The 18,842-nt window shown below is 55.1% G+C and carries 19 protein-coding genes (1 of these 19 cut by a window edge); 8 read left to right on the forward strand and 11 right to left on the reverse strand.

What is annotated here, in order from left to right; translation table 11 throughout:
- Nucleotides 1-93 precede the first annotated feature (93 nt).
- Nucleotides 94-1,005, forward strand: coding sequence for a cation diffusion facilitator family transporter (locus tag EDF78_RS15615; RefSeq protein WP_119827242.1), 912 nt, complete (start codon nt 94-96; stop codon nt 1,003-1,005).
- A gap of 61 nt (nt 1,006-1,066) precedes the next feature.
- Here EDF78_RS15615 and phoA read toward each other — a convergent pair whose 3' ends face one another.
- From phoA to EDF78_RS15630, 3 genes are all read right to left on the reverse strand, one after another.
- The gene (gene phoA, locus EDF78_RS15620) at nt 1,067-2,497 is read right to left on the reverse strand and encodes an alkaline phosphatase (protein ID WP_133823435.1); all 1,431 of its coding nucleotides are present in this window, start codon (nt 2,495-2,497) and stop codon (nt 1,067-1,069) included.
- A gap of 336 nt (nt 2,498-2,833) precedes the next feature.
- The gene (locus tag EDF78_RS15625; protein ID WP_095921772.1) at nt 2,834-3,754 is read right to left on the reverse strand and encodes a L,D-transpeptidase family protein; all 921 of its coding nucleotides are present in this window, start codon (nt 3,752-3,754) and stop codon (nt 2,834-2,836) included.
- 257 nt (nt 3,755-4,011) lie between these two features.
- The gene (locus EDF78_RS15630) at nt 4,012-5,571 is read right to left on the reverse strand and encodes a DHA2 family efflux MFS transporter permease subunit (protein WP_133823436.1); all 1,560 of its coding nucleotides are present in this window, start codon (nt 5,569-5,571) and stop codon (nt 4,012-4,014) included.
- Between the two features lie 79 nt (nt 5,572-5,650).
- Here EDF78_RS15630 and EDF78_RS15635 point away from each other — a divergent pair, with 79 nt between their 5' ends.
- Both EDF78_RS15635 and EDF78_RS15640 read left to right on the forward strand, forming a co-directional pair.
- Entirely contained in the window at nt 5,651-6,775 is a 1,125-nt protein-coding gene (locus EDF78_RS15635; protein WP_133823437.1) for an HlyD family secretion protein, read from the forward strand.
- A gap of 37 nt (nt 6,776-6,812) precedes the next feature.
- The gene (locus tag EDF78_RS15640) at nt 6,813-7,403 is read left to right on the forward strand and encodes a TetR/AcrR family transcriptional regulator (RefSeq protein ID WP_133823438.1); all 591 of its coding nucleotides are present in this window, start codon (nt 6,813-6,815) and stop codon (nt 7,401-7,403) included.
- Nucleotides 7,404-7,556: 153 nt separating this feature from the next.
- Here the strand turns inward: EDF78_RS15640 and EDF78_RS15645 are convergent, their stop codons facing one another.
- Nucleotides 7,557-9,674 (reverse strand): TonB-dependent siderophore receptor, encoded by a 2,118-nt coding sequence (locus tag EDF78_RS15645; protein WP_095921776.1) that lies wholly within the window; start codon nt 9,672-9,674, stop codon nt 7,557-7,559.
- Between the two features lie 353 nt (nt 9,675-10,027).
- Between EDF78_RS15645 and EDF78_RS15650 the strand changes: the two genes are divergently transcribed.
- On the forward strand, nt 10,028-10,711 hold the full coding sequence (locus tag EDF78_RS15650; RefSeq protein ID WP_133823439.1) for an O-methyltransferase: 684 nt from the start codon (nt 10,028-10,030) through the stop codon (nt 10,709-10,711).
- Nucleotides 10,712-10,857: 146 nt separating this feature from the next.
- Here EDF78_RS15650 and EDF78_RS15655 read toward each other — a convergent pair whose 3' ends face one another.
- Together EDF78_RS15655 and EDF78_RS15660 are read right to left on the reverse strand one after the other, a co-directional pair.
- Nucleotides 10,858-11,379, reverse strand: a complete 522-nt coding sequence (locus tag EDF78_RS15655) for a chromate transporter (protein ID WP_208294482.1) — start codon at nt 11,377-11,379, stop codon at nt 10,858-10,860.
- Nucleotides 11,376-11,933 carry a chromate transporter gene (locus tag EDF78_RS15660; protein WP_205948373.1) on the reverse strand — a complete coding sequence of 186 codons (558 nt, stop codon included), beginning with the start codon at nt 11,931-11,933 and terminating at the stop codon, nt 11,376-11,378. The genes EDF78_RS15655 and EDF78_RS15660 overlap by 4 nt, the downstream gene beginning before the upstream one ends.
- 150 nt (nt 11,934-12,083) lie before the next feature.
- On the opposite strand from EDF78_RS15660, the gene EDF78_RS15665 reads away from it, so the two are divergent.
- Entirely contained in the window at nt 12,084-13,001 is a 918-nt protein-coding gene (locus EDF78_RS15665) for a LysR family transcriptional regulator (RefSeq protein ID WP_195817035.1), read from the forward strand.
- Here the strand turns inward: EDF78_RS15665 and EDF78_RS15670 are convergent.
- The gene (locus tag EDF78_RS15670) at nt 12,998-13,351 is read right to left on the reverse strand and encodes a helix-turn-helix transcriptional regulator (protein WP_013575288.1); all 354 of its coding nucleotides are present in this window, start codon (nt 13,349-13,351) and stop codon (nt 12,998-13,000) included. The genes EDF78_RS15665 and EDF78_RS15670 overlap by 4 nt on opposite strands.
- A gap of 237 nt (nt 13,352-13,588) precedes the next feature.
- Here EDF78_RS15670 and fusA point away from each other — a divergent pair, with 237 nt between their 5' ends.
- The 3 genes from fusA (at nt 13,589) to EDF78_RS15685 (ending at nt 16,382) form a co-directional block, all read left to right on the forward strand.
- Nucleotides 13,589-15,694: an elongation factor G gene (gene fusA, locus EDF78_RS15675; RefSeq protein WP_095921780.1), complete on the forward strand. Its 2,106-nt coding sequence runs from the start codon at nt 13,589-13,591 to the stop codon at nt 15,692-15,694.
- Nucleotides 15,695-15,834: 140 nt separating this feature from the next.
- Entirely contained in the window at nt 15,835-16,071 is a 237-nt protein-coding gene (locus EDF78_RS15680) for a type II toxin-antitoxin system CcdA family antitoxin (RefSeq protein ID WP_166654463.1), read from the forward strand.
- Nucleotides 16,071-16,382, forward strand: coding sequence for a CcdB family protein (locus tag EDF78_RS15685; protein ID WP_133823442.1), 312 nt, complete (start codon nt 16,071-16,073; stop codon nt 16,380-16,382). The genes EDF78_RS15680 and EDF78_RS15685 overlap by 1 nt, the downstream gene beginning before the upstream one ends.
- A gap of 35 nt (nt 16,383-16,417) precedes the next feature.
- Here EDF78_RS15685 and wrbA read toward each other — a convergent pair whose 3' ends face one another.
- From wrbA to EDF78_RS25820, 4 genes are all read right to left on the reverse strand, one after another.
- A complete protein-coding gene (gene wrbA / locus EDF78_RS15690) occupies nt 16,418-17,017 on the reverse strand; it encodes an NAD(P)H:quinone oxidoreductase (RefSeq protein ID WP_165497931.1) in 600 nt (199 codons plus the stop codon).
- 304 nt (nt 17,018-17,321) lie between these two features.
- Entirely contained in the window at nt 17,322-17,546 is a 225-nt protein-coding gene (locus tag EDF78_RS15695) for a hypothetical protein (RefSeq protein WP_095921784.1), read from the reverse strand.
- Nucleotides 17,543-17,959 carry a hypothetical protein gene (locus tag EDF78_RS15700; protein WP_133823443.1) on the reverse strand — a complete coding sequence of 139 codons (417 nt, stop codon included), beginning with the start codon at nt 17,957-17,959 and terminating at the stop codon, nt 17,543-17,545. Before EDF78_RS15700 ends, EDF78_RS15695 begins: the two co-directional genes overlap by 4 nt.
- Nucleotides 17,960-18,006: 47 nt before the next feature.
- Nucleotides 18,007-18,842 carry the 3' portion of a YadA C-terminal domain-containing protein gene (locus EDF78_RS25820; RefSeq protein WP_243839461.1) on the reverse strand. The gene runs 718 nt beyond the window's last position, so the window shows 836 of its 1,554 coding nt (coding positions 719-1,554); its start codon lies beyond the right edge, outside the window — the gene reads right to left on this strand; it ends in the stop codon at nt 18,007-18,009.

Genomic DNA, 18,842 nt, shown 5'->3' on the forward strand with positions numbered 1-18,842 from the left:
CTGGTATTTGTATTTATCAAATAAAGTTGATTCTCTGTTTCAGGAAATTCGCGTGAAAAATTCCCAACAACATCCGCTCCTGTGGGGCAAACCATGACCCGTCCTGCACCGTCCTATAAAGGGCTGACCCGTATTGCCTCGCTGGTGTCACTGTGTGTCGCGCTGATCCTGGTTTGCGTCAAAGTCTGGGCATGGGCCGCCACCGGTTCGATTGCGCTGCTGACCTCCGCCGCCGATGGCCTGGTGGATGTGCTGGCGTCGATGGTGACGCTGATTGGCGTGCGTTATGCCATTCGTCCGGCGGATAAAGGCCATCGCTACGGACATGGCAAGGCGGAAGCCGTGGCGGCGTTTGTGCAGGCGCTTTTACTGGGAGGCGCAGGGCTGGTGCTCGGCGGTGAATCCATCGGGCGTATCATTAACCCCGCGCCGCTGGCGCAACTGGGGCTGGGGATCTGGGTGATCATCGGAAGTTCACTGGCCGCAACCGGCCTGGTGCTGATGCAAACCTACGTCGTGAAACGCACCGGTTCAACCGCCATCGCCGCTGACCGCGCGCACTACATCACCGACGTTGCGGTGAATATCGCCGTCCTGCTGGCGCTGATATTTGAACGTTATTTCGGCTGGACGCGTTCCGATTCCATCGGCGCGTTACTGATTTCTTTCTATATGTTGTGGAATGCCCGTGGCATGGCGGCGGATGCACTGAAACAATTGCTGGACCGCGAACTGAGCGCCGACGATCGCAAGCGCGTAAAAGCGGCAGTATTAAGTGTGGAAGGGGTACGCGGTGTGCACGACATCCGCACCCGTAACGGCGGTGACCGCGTCTTCGTCGAATTCCACGTCGAGGTTGACGGTAACCTGACGGTGGATATCGGGCACGATATCGGTGATGCGGCGGAAATGGCGGTCAGCAAACTGTTCAAATCAGCGGATGTGACAGCACATCTGGAGCCGGACGGGATTGATGACGACAGACTGGATAATTTATTGCACTAAGGTTGAGGCCTGAAGTTTACTCCCTCCCCTTCGCAGGGGAAGGAGCAAAGCAAAACCCTCACTATTGCGCTTTAATCGCCATGGCATCCCGCATCGTATAGAACAAATCCGTCTGGTCGGTCAGACCGACGACATTCCCCGCATGCGGGCCGAACGCGGCAATGCGCAGTTGCGTGCCGGTATGTCCCTGCGAATCATCTTCTGAGTTACCGTAGCTGATGGTCATCGGCGCGCCGTCTTTGGTGGTCAGCGTTTGCGTCAGGCCGGGTGCTTTGGCATCGGCTTCGATAATCTGACTGGAATGGGCGTGGTCGGCGGTGACGATAACCAGCGTGTTGCCATCCTGACGGGCAAACTCCAGTGCTTTCTGCACGGCTTCATCCAGATCGACAGTTTCACCAAACTGTCCGCACGGATTCGCCGCGTGATCCTGTTTATCAATCGAGGCACCTTCCACCTGCAGGAAGAAACCGTTCTGATTAGCTTTCAGCAGGTCGATGGCTTTTTCCGTCATGGCGGCCAGCGTCGGGATATCGGCTGTGCGCTGCGGATTGGCTTCACAAGTGACAGCCGGTTTATCAATGTTGCCATGATAAGTGGCTTTCGGGCCCTGCCAGCGCACCGGCATGTTGCCTTCAGAGAACAGGCCGAGCACCGGTTTCTTCTGATCGGCCTGGGTGATCGCGCTGAGCTGTTCCGCGTTTTCTACCCACACATAACCTTGTGCCAGCGCCTGATCTTTCAGGGATTTACCCTGATATTCCCCGGCTTTCGCCAGCTGGCTGAAGGATTTTCTGCCGCCGCCGAGCGTCACATCCGCACGGGTCTGCAATAACTGCTCAGTGATTGAGCCGCGCCCGCCATTTTCCAGCGCGTTACTGGCGCATTTCTCCGCCGTTTCTTCCGGACCATAGCACTTACGCGAGGTGATGTGGGCGATCTGCGCGGCAGGGGTCGCATCCTGCAATTCAGCCGTGGAGACGTTGCCGGTCGCCTTGCCTGCGGCTTTGGCGATCTCAAGGATAGTCTGGTGATCTTTACCGTCTACATCCACGCCAATCGCGCCATTATAGCTTTTAACGCCGGTCGTCCAGGCTGTCGCGGAAGCGGCGGAATCGGTGACGTAGCTTGGTTTACGGGTTTTCTTGTCCAGAGAATAATGGGTGTACTGGCCGGTCAGCGGCAGGGCATCGATGCCTTTAAAATAGCCGCCTGCGCCTTCAGCATAGTTACGAGCAGAAGTAATTTCAGAATCACCCATACCGTCGCCGATCAGCAAAATCACGTTTTTCACCGTCTTGTCGGATAACGACGCTTTCAGCGCGGCGGTCTGGTCACCGCTCAGACGACGGGCACCGCCCGGTTCGGTCAGCACACCTTTTGCCGCGCGGTCAGTCAGCGTGTCGGTTTCGGCGGCGAGTGAGGTAGCAGAGGCGGAAAGCAGCAGGGCGGCAGTGACTGCGCGGGCGATAAGGGATACGGATTGTTGCATTATCAAAACTCCTTTTTTAAACCGTCGGAAATAAAAACATACATATGGATATTTTTTGTTACCGGAAGGTTAAGGGAGAGTTGTGACGGTTTAATGACAGTGATGAAGGGGATTCTGCTTTACTCCTCCCCCTGCGAAGGGGGAGGCGGGGAGGGGGTATTAATGGCAAAACAGTTGGCTGAGTAATCTTCAGGTCGATGATTTGTCTGTAATACCCCACCCCAGCCCTCCCCTTCGCAGGGGAGGGAGTAATCCGTAGTCTCTTTTGCATCGGCACTATGCAAAAAAAAAAGCCCCGATGAACGGGGCTTTTTCACAAAAACGTCGAAGAGATTATCAGTTGATCTGAACTGGCATACCTGCACGCATCTCAATGGCGCGCTGAACCACAGTCTGATTAACCGCAGGATCCATCGATACGCTGCTTGCGCTGCCGGTCAGAGTGATTGGCAGCGGCTGCTGGGAATCAAACTCTTCCTGGTTAGAGGACAGCGGGTTGTGGATCTCAATGTAACGCTTGCCGTCCGGCTCAACGGTGGCTTTCACCGGTTCGTTGATGAACTGAACGCGGGTGCCTTGCGGCACGTTGTCGTACAGCCATTTGATGTCAGCATCACGCAGACGCACACAACCGTGGCTTACGCGCAGACCGATACCGAAGTTGGCGTTGGTGCCGTGAACCGCATACAGACGGCCAACGTACAGCGCGTACAGACCCATCGGGTTGTCCGGGCCGGCAGGGAAGACGGCTGGCAGGAATTCGCCGCGTGCGGCATATTCTTCATGCATTTTTGCGGTCGGCGTCCAGGTCGGACCGGCTTTTTTACGCTGAACGGTGGTCACCCAGTTCATCGGGGTGTCTTTGCCCAGTTCGCCGATACCGATTGGCAGAACCACCACGGTGTTGGTGCCTTTCGGGTAGTAATACAGACGCATTTCAGCACTGTTGATGACGATGCCTTCATGCGGCGTTTCCGGCAGGATCAGCTGCTGAGGAATAGTCAGCACGGTGCCCGGCGTTGGCAGGAACGGGTCAACACCAGGGTTAGCTTCAAGCATGTTGCTCAAACCCATCTGGTATTGCGCTGCGAAATGTTCCAGTGGCAGGCTGCTGCCCTGAGGAACGATAACTGTGATGTTTTCACCGACCAGACGACCGTTATTGGCCGGAAGAGGGTAGACCACAGCAAAAGACGCCTGGCTATATGCAGCAACTGCCAAAACCAGGGTAAGGATTGCGCGAATGCTCATTTTCATATTTTCGTTGGTCGTTAATGCCACACTGGCAGTTGTTGTCAGGATGTTGATTCCCCCCGACCCGATGGAAACCGGCCGGAGGAATAGTGTACTTGCACATAGCACTTGAAAGGCACTCAGTATGTGTAACGAATCACCTTTCAGGGCCGCTAATTATAAGGATTTATTTCAAACAGGCCAAAGCTTTCTCACCTTGTTGGAAAAGTTCCCTGCCGCAAGCGCATTTTTTGCGGCAGCCTGCACAATTCCTTTACTTTTTAGGATGACTTCCGGCAAAACGGCACCATCACCAGCGCGGCAATAAACATCCAGGCCATGACCTGAAAGATATCGTTGAAAGCCAGCGTCAGTGACTGCGCGGCCACTTTTGCCCCGAATAACCCTTTTGCCATCAGCAGGGCCTGTGCGGTATCCGGCGTCAGATGGCCGATCTTATCCGCCAGCGATCCGATAACTTCCTGCGCCTGATCGCCGTATTGGCCGAGGGTGTCGCCGAAACGGGCCGCATGCATACGTGTCCAGTCCTGCAACCAGGTATTGACCGTGGCAATCCCAATGGCACCGCCGAGGTTGCGCATCAGGTTAAACAACCCGGAGGCGTAGCGCAGTTCCGGCCCCTGAAAGGCCGTCAGCGCCATGTTCACGCTTGGGACGATGCACAACATAATGAATAACCCGCGCACCACCTGCGGCCAGAAAAATTGCCCCGCGCCCCAGTAGGTCGTGACGGCGGTGGTCAGCCATAAGCTGAGCGCAAAGCCCGATAATCCCACGGCGATCAGCAACCGGCGGTCAACGCGGTTAATTAATCTGGCGGCGATGATGGTACTGAAGAACTGTCCGACGCCGACCACAAACACCGTAGTGCCGATTTCCAGACTGTTGAAATCCCGGATACGGCCGAGGAAAACCGGTGTCAGATAAGTGGACGCGTACAGGCCGAAACCGACCACCAGATTGAACAGGCAGGCGAAGGTAAATGTCGGATCGCGGAACGGCGTCAGACGCACGATGGGGTTTTTGGAATAAAAGGAGCGTTCGAGAAACAAGACAAAAGCCACCAGCGAGAACCACGCCGAAATCTGGATCTGCGGATCGCTGAACCAGTTTTTGCGCGGGCCTTCTTCCAGCACATATTCCAGACAGCCCAGCGCAATCGCCATCGACAGCAAATGCACCCAGTCGATGCGTTTAAGCATCGAAAAATCCGCTTTATCGACATGAATAAACATCACCGCACCGGTCGCCACCAGAATGCCCGGCAGGATATTGATGAAGAAAATCCAGCGCCAGTCGAGCAACTGTGTCACCACGCCGCCGACCGTCGGGCCGAGGGTCGGGGCCAGTACGCTGACCATGCCGAGGATCGCCGGGATCAGCGCCTGCTGTTTGCCCTGAAACATCGCGAAGCCCGTGGCAAACACCGTCGGCACCATCGCCCCGCCGGTAAAGCCCTGCAAGGCACGAAAGAAGATCATCGACTCGATATTCCACGACAATCCGCAACCAATACTGCTGAGCGTAAATAACGCCGCCGACGCGCTGAACAACCAGCGGGTGGAGAGCGCCTGCGTCAGAAAGGCCGAGAAGGGGATCATCACCAGTTCAGCGATCAGATACGACGTTTGTACCCAGCTGATTTCGTCGGGACCGGCGGAAAGCCCGGCCTGCACATCGTTTAAGGAAGCCGCGACGATCTGAATGTCGATCAGCGCCAGAAACATGCCGAACGCCATAATGCTGAAAATCAAAAACTTGCGCGACGTCGGATAATCCGCAGGCGAGAGCATCGCGGCTGGAGTCAGGGTGGCAGACATGTTGTGAGATCCCGGGGCTTGTTTGTATGATGAGTATCATATTAATATGATGACCATCATGCAATGAGCGGAATAAAAAATGAGTGAAGCAACGGCAGGTGAAGGGATCCCGGTCCCGGCAGTGAAAGCGAATAAACGGTCAAAGCGGATCTTTGTGGTCAGCGGCATTGCCCTGGCGGTGGCGCTGGGCGGGGCGGCATGGTTACTGGCAGCGCCTGCGTCGGAATCCACCGATGATGCCTATCTGACGGCGGATGCCACCACGGTTGCGCCAAAAGTAAAAGGCTTTGTCTCGAAGGTGCTGGTTCGCCATAACCAGCAGGTTCATGCCGGCGATAAACTGGTGCTGATCGACAGTGAAGAGTTCACGGCGCGTCTGGCCTCGGCGCAGGGTGAACTGGAAGATGCCCGGGCGCAGGTGGCACAACAGGAAGCGGCATTGCTGAGTCAGCAGGCGCAGGAGCAACTGGCGCTGACCCAGATAGACGCGGCACGCACGGCGATCCGCTCTTCGCGTGCGGAACAACAACATGCCGAAGCCGAACAGCAACGCTATCAGTCGCTGGCGGCCAGCGGTGCGACGTCCCGTAATGATGCCGACCGCTATAAAACGGTGGCAGTGACGGCAGAACAAACGTCGGCGCACGCCGCCGCGATGCTGGATGTCGCGCAAAATCAGGCGGCGGTCACGCACGCGCAGCGGGCAGAAATTCTGGCGGCGCTGTCGCTGGCGAAAGCCGCCGTGGTGAAGGCGCAGGCGGCGGAAGATCTGGCGCAACAGGATCTTAATCACACCACCATTTTTGCCGCCGTTGATGGCGTGGCGGGCAACCGGCAGATACAGGTTGGCGACTACGTTACGCCCGGTCAGCGGCTGATGACGCTGGTGCCGCAGCAGGGCATTTATGTGACCGCTAATTTCAAAGAAACGCAGACCGGCAGAATGCAGCCGGGACAGCGGGCGGAGGTGCAGGTCGATGCGGTGCCGGGCGTGACGTTTCGTGGTGAAGTCGACAGTCTGGCGCCGGGGTCCGGTTCAACGTTTGCACTGTTACCTTTTGAGCCGGGCACCGGTAACTTCACCAAGATTGTTCAGCGGGTGCCGGTACGGATCCACCTTGATGCCGGTCAGCCGGATTTAGCGATCCTGCGCCCCGGATTATCCGTGGATGCGCGCGTTTCGTTAACCGACCCCGTCAGGTAAACTGTGACGGCAATTTTCTGATTATCAGGGTGTTTCTATGCGCTACGAAAGTGAACATAAACCGAAAATCCGCGAGCGGATCGTGAAGGAAGCGGCGAAAGCCATTCGCGCCAAAGGCCCGTTACAGGTCAGTGTGGCGGGGGTGATGAGCAAAGCCGGTCTGACCCACGGCGGGTTCTATGCGCACTTTGCCTCGAAAGATGCCCTGATCGAAGCGGCGATCGAACAGATGTTTAATCAGGTGATGGCGCGCTGGGATAAAGATAATCAGGGACTGACGGCGAAACAGCAACTGGCGGGCTATATCGATTTCTACCTGTCGCCATGGCACCGTGATAACCGCGCACAGGGCTGTCCGGTGTCCGCGCTGGCGTCGGAAACACCGCGAATGCCTGCGCCTTGTCAGGCTGAGTTCGCGCGCGGCATCGAACGTATTCGTGGCATGATTATCCGCCAGTTAACGGAAATGGGCGTGGAGGATCCGCAAACGCTGGCAATATCGGTCAGTGCGGAGCTGATGGGCAGTTTGTCGCTGGCGCGTTGCGAGCCGGACAGGCAGGTATCCGATGCCCTGCTGGAAAGGGCGAAGACGTCGCTGAAAGCGCGGTTAAATTTGCAGGAAGAATAAACTCTCAGAATTGCTCCCTCCCCAGCGAAGGGGAGGGTTGGGGTGGGGTATTAAGTAATAAATCAAAAAGTTAAGGTTTTCTTAAACAAGGTGTTAGCCCTTAAAACCCCCTCCCAGCCTCCCCCTTCGCAGGGGGAGGAGCTGAAAAATCTATCAGAAGTCATAACCTACAGTGGCTACCACGGTACGTTCCTGACCCCAGTAGCAGTAGCTGGTGCCGTAACAGGCTGCGACATATTTCTTGTCGAACAGGTTGTTGGCATTCAGCTGTACATACGCGCCTTTCAGCTGCGGATTAAACTGCACCAGATTCATACGCAGTGACGCATCGACCAGCGTGGCAGACGGCATGTGACGGGTGTTTTCGTTATCCGCCCATTGTGTGCCGATGTAACGCACGCCCGCACCCATATCTACCCCAATCGGTGTGTTGTACTGACCCCAGATGGACGCCATTTGTTTTGGCGTCACATACGGCGTGTTGCCGTTGTTTTCAGCGGAATCACGGATACGCACTTTGTTATAGGTATAACCGGCCATGACGTTGAAGCGTTCGGTAACCTGTTTCTTGGCTTCCAGCTCCAGACCCTGCGAACGGATTTTCCCTGCCGGCTCGTAATAACTGCCGACCACCACGCGGTTACCCACGTCTTTTTGCGTCAGATCATACAACGCCGCGCTGTACATATCGGAGGTGCCGACCGGTTGGTATTTGATCCCGGCTTCGTATTGCTCGCTCTGCATCGGTTTCAGCAGGGTGCCATCAGCGCCCGGCAGGGCAGACGGTGTCATCGCCTGGCTGTAGCTGACGTACGGAGAAATGCCGCTGTCAAAGGCGTACAGCAGGGAAGCACGGCTGTTGAAATGACTGTCTTTACGTTCGCTGTTGCTGGTGGTGCCGTAGATGCTTTCGTAGCTGCGGCTGGAGGTTTTCAGCGTGTCGTAACGGCCTGACAGAGTCAGATACCATTTGTTCCAGTTCATCTCATCTTGCAGATAAGTGCCCATCTGCTCATAACGGTTTTTACCGCGCTTAAGGCTGTAATAATCCAGCGCATCACCGCCCACACCGGTATACGGGTTGAGGTTTTCTGCGTAGGCACCGTCAGATTTCACGTCATTGATAAAGTGGGAGTAGTCAAAGCCCAGCACCACTTTATGCGCCAGTTCACCGGTGGCGAAATCGGCTTCCAGCTGGTTATCAATCGCGAAGGTATCCAGAGACGATTTTTCACCGGAATAGTAACGGCTCATCTCGGTACGATCCGCATTCCAGCCCGCCTGATACACCTGATCCAGTTCGGTATTGGAATGGGTGTAGTTGGCGTTCTGGCGGAATGACCAGACGTCGTTAAATGCGTGCTGGAATTCGTAGCTGTAGATTTGCTCCCAGCGTTTGAACTGGTTGCGCGTGCTTTCACCATCGAAGAATCCACGGCTCAGTTTCTGACCGTAGAGGCTGCCGTCAGCCGGAACTGCGGCGTGATAGCCACCGGACGGATCTTTTTGCAGATAAGCGCGCAGCAACAGCGAGGTGTTTTCATCCGGCGTCCACAGTAACTGTGGAGAAATCGCGTAACGCTCTTCACGCTGGTGATCGTACTGCGTGTCGCTGCTGCGGGTCATACCGGTCAGACGGAAGGCCAGCTGATCGTTGATGGCGTTGGTGTAATCGAACGCGCCACCTTTGGTATTTTGCGTGCCGCCGGAAAGCTGGAAGTGACCTTCTTCAGCAAACTGCGGGCGCTTGGTGGTTTCCACGACGACACCGCCGGGAATGCTCTGACCATAAAGGGCAGAGGACGGGCCTTTTACCACATCAATACGTTCGAGGAACCACGGATCCACCTGAATGGAGTTGTAGGTCGCGCCATCGCTGAGAATACGCAGGCCATCGAGGAAGGTGTTGTTGACGTCACCGCCGTGGAAACCGCGCAGGGAAATGGTGTCATAACGCGTGGCACCACCGGCAAAGTTGGTGAAGACGCCCGGCGTGTAGTTCAGCGCGGCGTTCACGGTGGTGGCGTTCTGGTCGGTCATTTGCTGACGGGTGACAACAGAAACTGCCTGTCCGGTGGTGATCAGTGGCTGATCGGTTTTCGTCGCGCTTTTACTGGTTTTCGCGCTGTAACCCTGCGTCGGTGCATCTGCGGTATCCGCAGGTGCGGCTTTGACAACGACGGTATCTTCAGCAGCCATAGAGGCAGCCGGCACAGCCAGCGCCAGGGCGCACATAAGCACCGAGCGTTTGAGGGGGAAAGCCAACAACATATTCATAGTCCCTATAAATAACTCAATTAATTATCGAGTGATTAATTTATGCGTGTGTAATAAACCCAAAAGCCAACATATGTTCCGCACGAAAGCCGCCGCACATTGAAGGGCGGCAACTTAACAGAATCGAGACGAATGTTAAACTTAATGATAATTGTTATCATTATTATTTTATAAACTCAAGGGAACTTTACGACAAAAGTGTGAAGTGACGCATTTTTATCCGCATGAAATTGATGGTTTTTTGAGTGGCGGCTGAAAAAACTGAGCAAACTCGTCGGAAGCGATTAGGGTTAATAGTGAGTTTTTTAACGTTTTATTTACGCATAAGTCACGGCCGGGAGGCAGGAATGGTTCAGGAGAGGCAGGCGGAATACAGCGATAAATGGGCGGCAGTTGATCACTATCTGGTGAGCCATTTAGTCGAAAGCGATCCAGTATTAGAACAGGTGCTGAAAAACAATCATCACGCCGGTTTACCCGCGCACGATGTGGCGCCGAATCAGGGGAAATTACTGGCATTGTTCGCACAGATCACTGGCGCGCAAAAAGTGTTAGAGATTGGCACTCTGGGGGCGTACAGCACCATCTGGCTGGCGCGGGCCTTACCGGCGCTGGGTAAAGTGGTGACGCTGGAAGCCGATCCGCATCACGCCCGTGTCGCGCAGACCAATATTGACCTCGCGGGTCTGCAGGACAAAATTACGTTGCATAGCGGACCCGCGTCAGAAACGTTGCCCACACTGGCGGCTGAAGCGCCGTTTGATCTGATTTTTATTGATGCTGATAAACCGAACAACCCGCTTTATCTGGAATGGGCGCTGAAATTGTCGAAGCCGGGAACATTAATTATCGGTGATAACGTGGTGCGGGACGGGGCGGTGGCCGATCCGCACAGCGACGACGCCCGGGTGCAGGGCGTGCGTCGCTTTATTGAGATGATTGAGCAGGAACCGCGGTTATCGGCGACCGCGCTGCAAACCGTCGGCAGCAAAGGCTGGGACGGGTTTGTGCTGGCGCGGGTGATCCGTTAGCCGAAGGCTTTAACGCGCCAGACCAAAGCCAATGTCAAACAGCGGATTTTCGCTGTCATGCGGCATATCAGACTGTTGTTTGAGTACGGCTTCCATGGATGACGGCAGTTTACCTGCTCAATATTGCGATCTGCTTCGCAATGATTTCAACCCAATATCAGCCCGAGCACTGCGCCGACGGCCAGTACCCACAGCGGATGAATGCGTTTATTGAGCGCGAGCAGGGTACACAGGGCGATCACGCCTGCCAGCGTCAGCGTGGTCGCCGAGGCTTTGGCAATCAGTAATCCGCTCGATACCACCAGCCCGACGGTCACCGGCACCAGCCCGCGCTGGATGGTCTGTCGCCACGGACGGTCTTTGTAACGCTTCCAGCCGCCCATCACGATCAGCGTGATAATGGAAGACGGTCCAAATTTTGCCAGCGAAGACACCAGCAATCCTGACCATCCCGCGACCTGCCAGCCAATCAGCGGCACGATCATCATATTCGGGCCAGGCGCCGCCTGCGCCAGCGCGAACAGGGCGCTGAATTCCTGCGCGCTCATCCAGTGATGCACGTCCACTACCGCACGTTGCATCTCGGGGAGAATGGTATTTCCGCCGCCAAAGGCCATCACGGAAAGTTCGGTAAATAACAGGGCAAGAGAAAGTAAAACCGGCATCAGAATTTACCTCTCGCGCAGATGAAAATACTGACCGGTGCCAGCACCAGCATCACCGGCAGCATCGGCATGCGGAACGCGGCAATGGCAATCACCCCCACCGCCACCAGCGCCAGTTGCAGCCATTTACCGCGCAAAGGGGCGAGCATTTTGATGCCGGTCGACAGCAGTAAACCGGCCGCCGCTGCCGCCATCCCTGCAAATAAATGTTCCACCAGCGGTTCATTCTGATAACGCGCATACACCAGTCCGAGCAGCACGACGCAAATGGTCGGTGCGAGGATCAGCCCGAGTAAGGCGGATAACGCACCGCGCAACCCGCGAAACTCCATGCCCAGCGCCACCGACAGATTAATGATATTGCCGCCGGGCAAGAACTGGCACAGGCCCAGCAGTTCGGTGAACTGTCCGGCGGTCAGCCAGCGGCGTTTATCCACCAGCATGTGTCGCGCCATGGGCAACACGCCGCCGAAACCGGTCAGGCCAAGGACGAAAAAGCCCATAAACAGTTGTCCGCAACCGGGGTGCGGCGCGGTCTGGTCATCAGTATCTGGCATTAATTTTTCCTGCGTTTGTGCTGACATTTTCACCCTCTCCCTCAAATGTAATTCAAAGCCGCCAGAGGCGTAAATTCTGTTAAGGATCATGCGCGTGGATGTGCCATGATGTCTAATGCCTTTATTAATGCCAAAAGATACCCTGAGGGTATGGATATGATTGAACTGAAACGTCTGCATGCCTTCGTCACTGTGGTGGAAGCGGGCAGTATTACCCGTGCCGCAGAACGGCTGTTTATCCAGCAACCGCCGCTGACCCGTTTGTTACAGGGGCTGGAGCAGGAGTTGGGTGTTGCGCTGTTAAACCGGCTACCGCGCGGGGTGATCCCGACCGAAGCGGGCGAAGTGTTATTGCAGGAAGCCCGTGCGGTGCTGGCGCGAGCCGCGCAACTCAGCGCCGCCATGCAGCGTGCCGCGCAGGGTGAGCAGGGACGTGTGCGTATTGGTTTTACCAGCTCTGCCGCGTTGCATACTTTTGTGCCCGCATTGCTGCGGCGCTATCGGGAAATCTATCCGGCGGTCAGTACACAACTCGAAGAAAGCGGCAGCGGCGAGTTACTCAGCGCCGTGGTGGCGGGTGAGCTGGATGTGGCGTTTGTGCGCATGCGGGTCAAAGATATGCCGGAATTAGAGATGGAAAAAGTGCTGGAGGAACCGATGTGGGTGGCAGTGCCGGCCGGACACAAACTGGCGTCGCAAACCGCCGGTCAGCCGCTCAGACTGGAAGATCTGAGCAATGAGCCTTTTGTGTTATATCGCCGCCGCGCCGGGCAGGGGTTGTACGATGCCATACTGGCAGCGTATGTCCGCGCCGGTTTCAGCCCGCATATTGTGCAGGAAGCGCCGCGGTTAACCTCCTGTCTGAGCCTGGTCGGCGCGGGGCTGGGGATTTCGATTGTGCCGGGATCCATGACCCGTCTCGGCGGTGAGGGCGTGGTGTTTTTACCGCTGGATGCCGCCACGCAACTCAGTGCGCCACTGTATCTCGCGCGACGGGAAGACAGCCATTCATCGGCTATAATCAATACGTTTTGTGCGCTGGTAAAATCGCAGTTAACGCCAGATTAAAGATGTTGCTCAGAAATATGTTTCTGGGTGGATTCCAGCGTGATGCCGTCGGATTCGATGGCGCTGAGCAGGGAATCAAGCAGGCCGGGGAAACGGGCGTCGAGGTCTTCGCGGCGCAGGGAGAGCAAATTGGCGCGGCCATCCGGACGCTGCCAGATCACGCCGCTGTCCCGCAATACGCGCCAGTGGTGAGTCAGCGTTGATTTCGACAGGCCCTGCAATAAGGTGCCGCAGGGATGTTCGCCGCCTTTCGCCAGCGTGCGCACCACCGCCAGACGTAACGGGTTGCCCAGCGCAGTCAGGACATTTTCGAGGCGGATCTGCTCGCGCTCAGGGTGGTTGGCTATCATATTGTTCCTTTACTTTCACGTCGTTCATCGGCGGCCGCGCAATATAGCCTATCCCTTTGCTGCTGTACAACGCGACGGCCTCAGACCAATTTCATCGATAGAATAAAATAATTGTACGAATATACACGTACAATTGTAGTATACTCTCCGCATTAAGAATTTTAGTACTCAATACTTTGTGACGGGACGTGAAAACCACTCTCCGCCAACTTAGCCATCAACCAGTAAGGACGTTATATGGCTCGCAAAACGCCAATCGAGCGCTACCGCAATATCGGTATCTCAGCACACATCGACGCAGGTAAAACCACCACCACCGAGCGTATTCTTTTCTATACCGGCATGAATCATAAGCTGGGAGAAGTGCATGACGGCGGTGCGACCACAGACTGGATGGCTCAGGAACAGGAGCGCGGTATCACCATTACGTCTGCCGCCGTGACCTGTTTCTGGCGCGGGATGGATCACTCGTTCGATGAGCACCGTATCAATATTATCGACACTCCGGGGCACGTGGATTTCACCATTGAGGTGGAACGTTCCATGCGTGTTCTCGATGGTGCCGTCATGGTGTATGACGCCGTCGGCGGCGTGCAGCCGCAGTCTGAAACCGTGTGGCGTCAGGCCAATAAATACAAAGTGCCGCGTCTGGCCTTCGTCAACAAAATGGATCGTCAGGGTGCCGATTTCTTCCGTGTCCGTCAGATGATGGTCGATCGCCTGAAAGCCAATCCGGTGCCGATTGTGATCCCGATCGGCAAGGAAGAGCATTTCACCGGCGTGGTGGATTTGCGCAAAATGCGCGCCATTTTGTGGGACGACGCGACACAAGGCATGACCTTCACCTATGACGCCATTCCGGCAGAATTGCAGGCGCTGGCGGAAGAGTGGCGCGAAAAAATGGTCTCCGCTGCGGCCGAAGCCAACGATGCGCTGATGGATAAATATCTCGAAGAAGGCACGCTGACCGAGGATGAAATTACCGAAGGTCTGCGCCTGCGCACCATCGCCGGTGAGATTCAGCCGATGTTGTGCGGCAGTGCGTTTAAGAATAAAGGTGTGCAACGGATGCTTGATGCCGTGATCGAACTGATGCCGTCTCCGCTGGATATTCCACCGGTTGCCGGTACAGACGAAGACGGTAACGAAGCATTCCGCCATTCCGATGACAGCGAGAAATTCTCGGCGCTGGCGTTCAAACTGATGACTGACCCCTATGTCGGCCAGCTGACGTTTGTCCGCGTTTATTCCGGCGTGCTGAAAAAAGGCGACAGCGTGTATAACCCGGTGCGCGGCAAGAAAGAACGTATTGGCCGTATCGTGCAGATGCATGCCAATGACCGTATCGAGATTGACGAAATCCGTGCCGGTGATATTGCGGCATGCGTCGGGCTGAAAGATGTGACGACCGGCGAAACCCTGTGCGACCCGTCGGACATTATTACGCTGGTGCGCATGGAGTTCCCGGATCCGGTGATCTCGCAGGCCATCGAGCCGAAGACCAAAGCCGACCAGGAAAAAATGGGCATCGCGCTGTCACGGCTGGCCTCGGAAGACCCGTCGTTCCGCATCCGTACGGATGAGGAATCCGGCCAGACGATCATTTCCGGGATGGGCGAATTGCATCTGGAAATCATCGTCGACCGTATGAAACGTGAATTCGGCGTGGAAGCCAACATCGGCAAACCGCAGGTAACGTACCGTGAAACGGTGCGCAAAACGGTGAAAGATGTCGAAGGCAAGTTTGTGCGTCAGTCCGGCGGTAAAGGTCAGTACGGTCATGTGGTCTTCACGCTCGAACCGTTGCCGGCAGGCACAGGTTTTGAGTTTGTCGATGCGACCAAAGGGGGCGTGGTGCCGCGCGACTATATCCCGGCGGTAGAAAAAGGGGTCACGGAAGCGCTGAACAACGGCATTCTGGCCGGTTATCCGGTGGTGGATGTGAAAGTCACTCTGACCTTCGGTTCCTACCACGAGGTCGATTCCTCGGAAATGGCGTTCAAAATGGCCGCGATCTTTGGTTTCAAGGAAGCGGCGAAACGTGCAGATCCGGTGATCCTCGAACCGATGATGAAAGTGGAAGTAGAAACACCGGAAGAGTATGCCGGTGGCGTGATGGGCGATTTGTCATCGCGTCGCGGCACCGTGCAGGGCATGGAAGAAATCGCGGGCGGCGGCGGTAAAATTATCAAAGCCGAAGTGCCGCTGTCTGAAATGTTCGGCTATTCCACCGTTTTGCGGTCGATGTCGCAAGGGCGTGCAACCTACAGCATGGAATTCAACCACTATGCCGAGGCACCACGCAATGTTGCTGAAAACATCATTGCGTCGCGTGGTAAATAAGCAAAAACGGCGTAATCTTCGCCAGAGACAAAACGGTCCGCAAGGGCCGTTTTTTTTGGCCGTAGAAAAGGATTTAATAGTTTATGCCTTTATTGTGTGACACGATAATGCGCATCTCGGGTGTGTATGAAGAGGGTGTTATGTCATCAGTAGCCGGAAATAAAAAACGAACCAATGTCACGCTGAGTGCCGATTTACTAGAACAGGCCAAAGTGTTCGGCATTAATCTTTCAGCAACGTTTGATAAAGCGTTAGGAGAAGCGGTGAAAGAGAAGCAAAGGAAACTTTTCTTAGAGGAAAATCAGCAAGTAATGGATTCCTGCAACGCCTTCACTGAAAAGGCAGGACTCTTCTCTCAGGGACGTGGAGTGTTGTAATGGCGCAATTTGATGTGTACGAAAATCAGGGAGAAGGAAAAAATCTTTATCCCTATTTTATGGATATTCAGAATCCCTTAATTGAAAGACTCAATGAGCGGATCGTGGTGCCGCTAACTGCACTTAGCAACCTGAAACCCATCAGGCATCTGCATCCCCTTATCAGGATCCAAAATCATCAATACGTGTTGATGACTAATCTCCTGACCAGCGTGAGTGCGACGCAGCTACGCCATGAACCTGTGTTAAATGCAGATATTCATCGTGCTGATGTTGTTGCAGCCCTGGACTTACTGGTGATGGGAATTTAAGGCGCAGAATTCTGCGCCTTATTTTACGCGGTTATCTAGCTGACCAGTTTACTGACGATGGTTGCCACGTGTTTGCCCTGATGCACGGCAATACGCAGTTCTTCCGCGCTTGGCTGACGGGAACCATCGCCACCGGCGATCGTCGTGGCACCATAAGGCGTACCGCCGCGAACCTGTGAAATATCGAACAGTTCAGGTGTGGTGTAACCGATCGGGACGATGATCATGCCGTGGTGAGCGAGGGTGGTCCAGGTCGAGGTGATGGTCATTTCCTGACCGCCGCCGGTGCCGGTTGAGCTGAATACGCTGGCGACTTTGCCTGCCAGTGCGCCTTTGGCCCACAGGCCACCGGTCTGATCGAGGAAGGTGCGCATCTGGCCGGTCATGTTACCGAAGCGGGTCGGCGTACCGAAAATAATGGCATCGTAATCAGCGAGTTCAGCCGGAGAGGCGACTTCTGCCGTCTGGCCGGTTTTGCCACCGGCAGCCTTAAAGGCTTCTTCAGGCATGGTTTCAGGGACGCGTTTTATCGTGACTTCAACCCCGGGGACGCTGCGTGCGCCTTCGGCAACGCTTTGTGCCATTGTTTCAATATGACCATACATGGAATGATAGAGAACCAGTACTTTTGCCATCTTTAACTCCTCATGAGGTGATGTTTTTTCCGTATCTTGCGCGGGTTTCTGACCTGCAATACGGGCGAAAAATCCGCTTAAAAATCCCACGTTTACTCCTCCGCCAGCCCGGCGGTTGTGATGGGCAAGAGTATCCATCGTCCGCCCACAGGCTTTGAGTTACAAACGCAAATTTTTGAACAGGCTCATCAATTAATTAGGGCAATGCGTGCAGAGAAGGTGGGTTTCGCACCTCTATATACTAGAACAGAAGTGCGGGACTGGCGGGAGAGAAGGGGGGAGATATAAACGTAGTCAGAGTGCATTATTCTCTTTCTTTTTCCCAGCTGACCAGCACTGAGACTTCATCCGGCTTCGCAATGAATTTGCTCAGCGTGGCTGTGTGTCCGTCCTTCATCATCACTGACACGGCGACGCCGGTCACCCCGTCGGTCAGCGGGGTTTCCTCGACGCGCTGTAACATTTTCAGGCAGGTATATTGCTGCCCCGGCGGCAGATGTCTGAACTGATCGGTGTGGTGTTTTTTCATATCGGCGTCCTTCCGTAGATTTGTCCGTCACGCATCAGAACCAGCTTATGGGTGCGTTTGTAATAAATCGCTGTGAAAATACCTTTGCGATAGACCTGAGCATCCGCGTTATCTTCATCAAGGTATGCTGCAGTGCCTTCGATATATCCCTGCTTGTCAGCGGGAAAGATTTTGACATCGATGCCTTTAATACGTGCGTGCACAATCTTTTTTGCAGTCTGTGCATATTGCGCGGCTGCATTTTCCATTGATTGCTTTAACGCTGCGCTCTGAATGGCCGTCTGGCGATTTTGTTCTGCCATGTAACACGTATCTTTTGATATGCCTTGTGACTGACAGTCCGCCATTCTGGACGCCTGAGTGGAGCAGCCTGCAAGGAGGGTCAGCGCAGCAATGACTAGAAGTTTTTTCATTTTTTTTACCCGTATTGGAAAGATGGGGGACGAGTCCCCCTGAATTTTTACCAGCCGACACTTACGCCAGCGCCGTAACCGAAGTTACTTTGCGTATCGTCGGAGACTGACATTTTGACAATGGTGGATCTGCTGGCATGGAATGAAGCGCCCACGGACAGGGCGTTTTGTGAATCATAACCGCCGACACCGGCACCCACCGCGAATTGCTGAGATTCCTGCACCTGAGGGATATTGGCCTGCGCCATAGCGGAAGCAGAACCTGCGGCGGCTTCTTTCTTATTGCCATCAACCTCAGATTTCAGGTCGTTGAATTTCTTGTTGGTATAGTCATTTGCCTGCCCCAGGGTTTGTGCATCTGCCACCGCGCGGCTGTGAGATTCAGCCCGGATTTCAACGTGATTTTGTTCTGCCTCAGCATTGAGGGCAGTGATCTGTTGATCGTAATAGGCGGAGCGTACCACTTGTTTGACTAAGGGCTGTTGAGCCGCTGTTGAAGTCAATTGTTGTACTGTCTGGCCGCCTGAAGCTGTGAGTAATTTTGCAGGTACTTTATCTGCTTCTGGTTTTGGAGCCACTTCGATGTGCTGGCCATCGAGATGAGGAGTTGGTAGCGCAGGTGTTTTCTGCTCAACCTGCGGGGTTGCCTGCGGCGTCAGTTGCGCGGTCTGAACCAGAGCTACCGGGGTTTTCTGCGGAGCGATTTGTGGCGTTGCCTGCGGCGTCAGTTGCGCGGTCTGAATCAGAGCCACAGGAATTTTCTGCGGAGCGATTTGTGGCGTTGCCTGCGGCGTCAGTTGCGCGGTCTGAACCAGAGCTACCGGGGTTTTCTGCGGAGCAATTTGTGGCGTTGCCTGCGGCGTCAGTTGCGCGGTCTGAATCT

Origin of the sequence: Rahnella sp. BIGb0236 (assembly GCF_004364755.1) — a bacterium.
GTDB classification, from domain to species: Bacteria; Pseudomonadota; Gammaproteobacteria; order Enterobacterales; family Enterobacteriaceae; genus Rahnella; species Rahnella victoriana.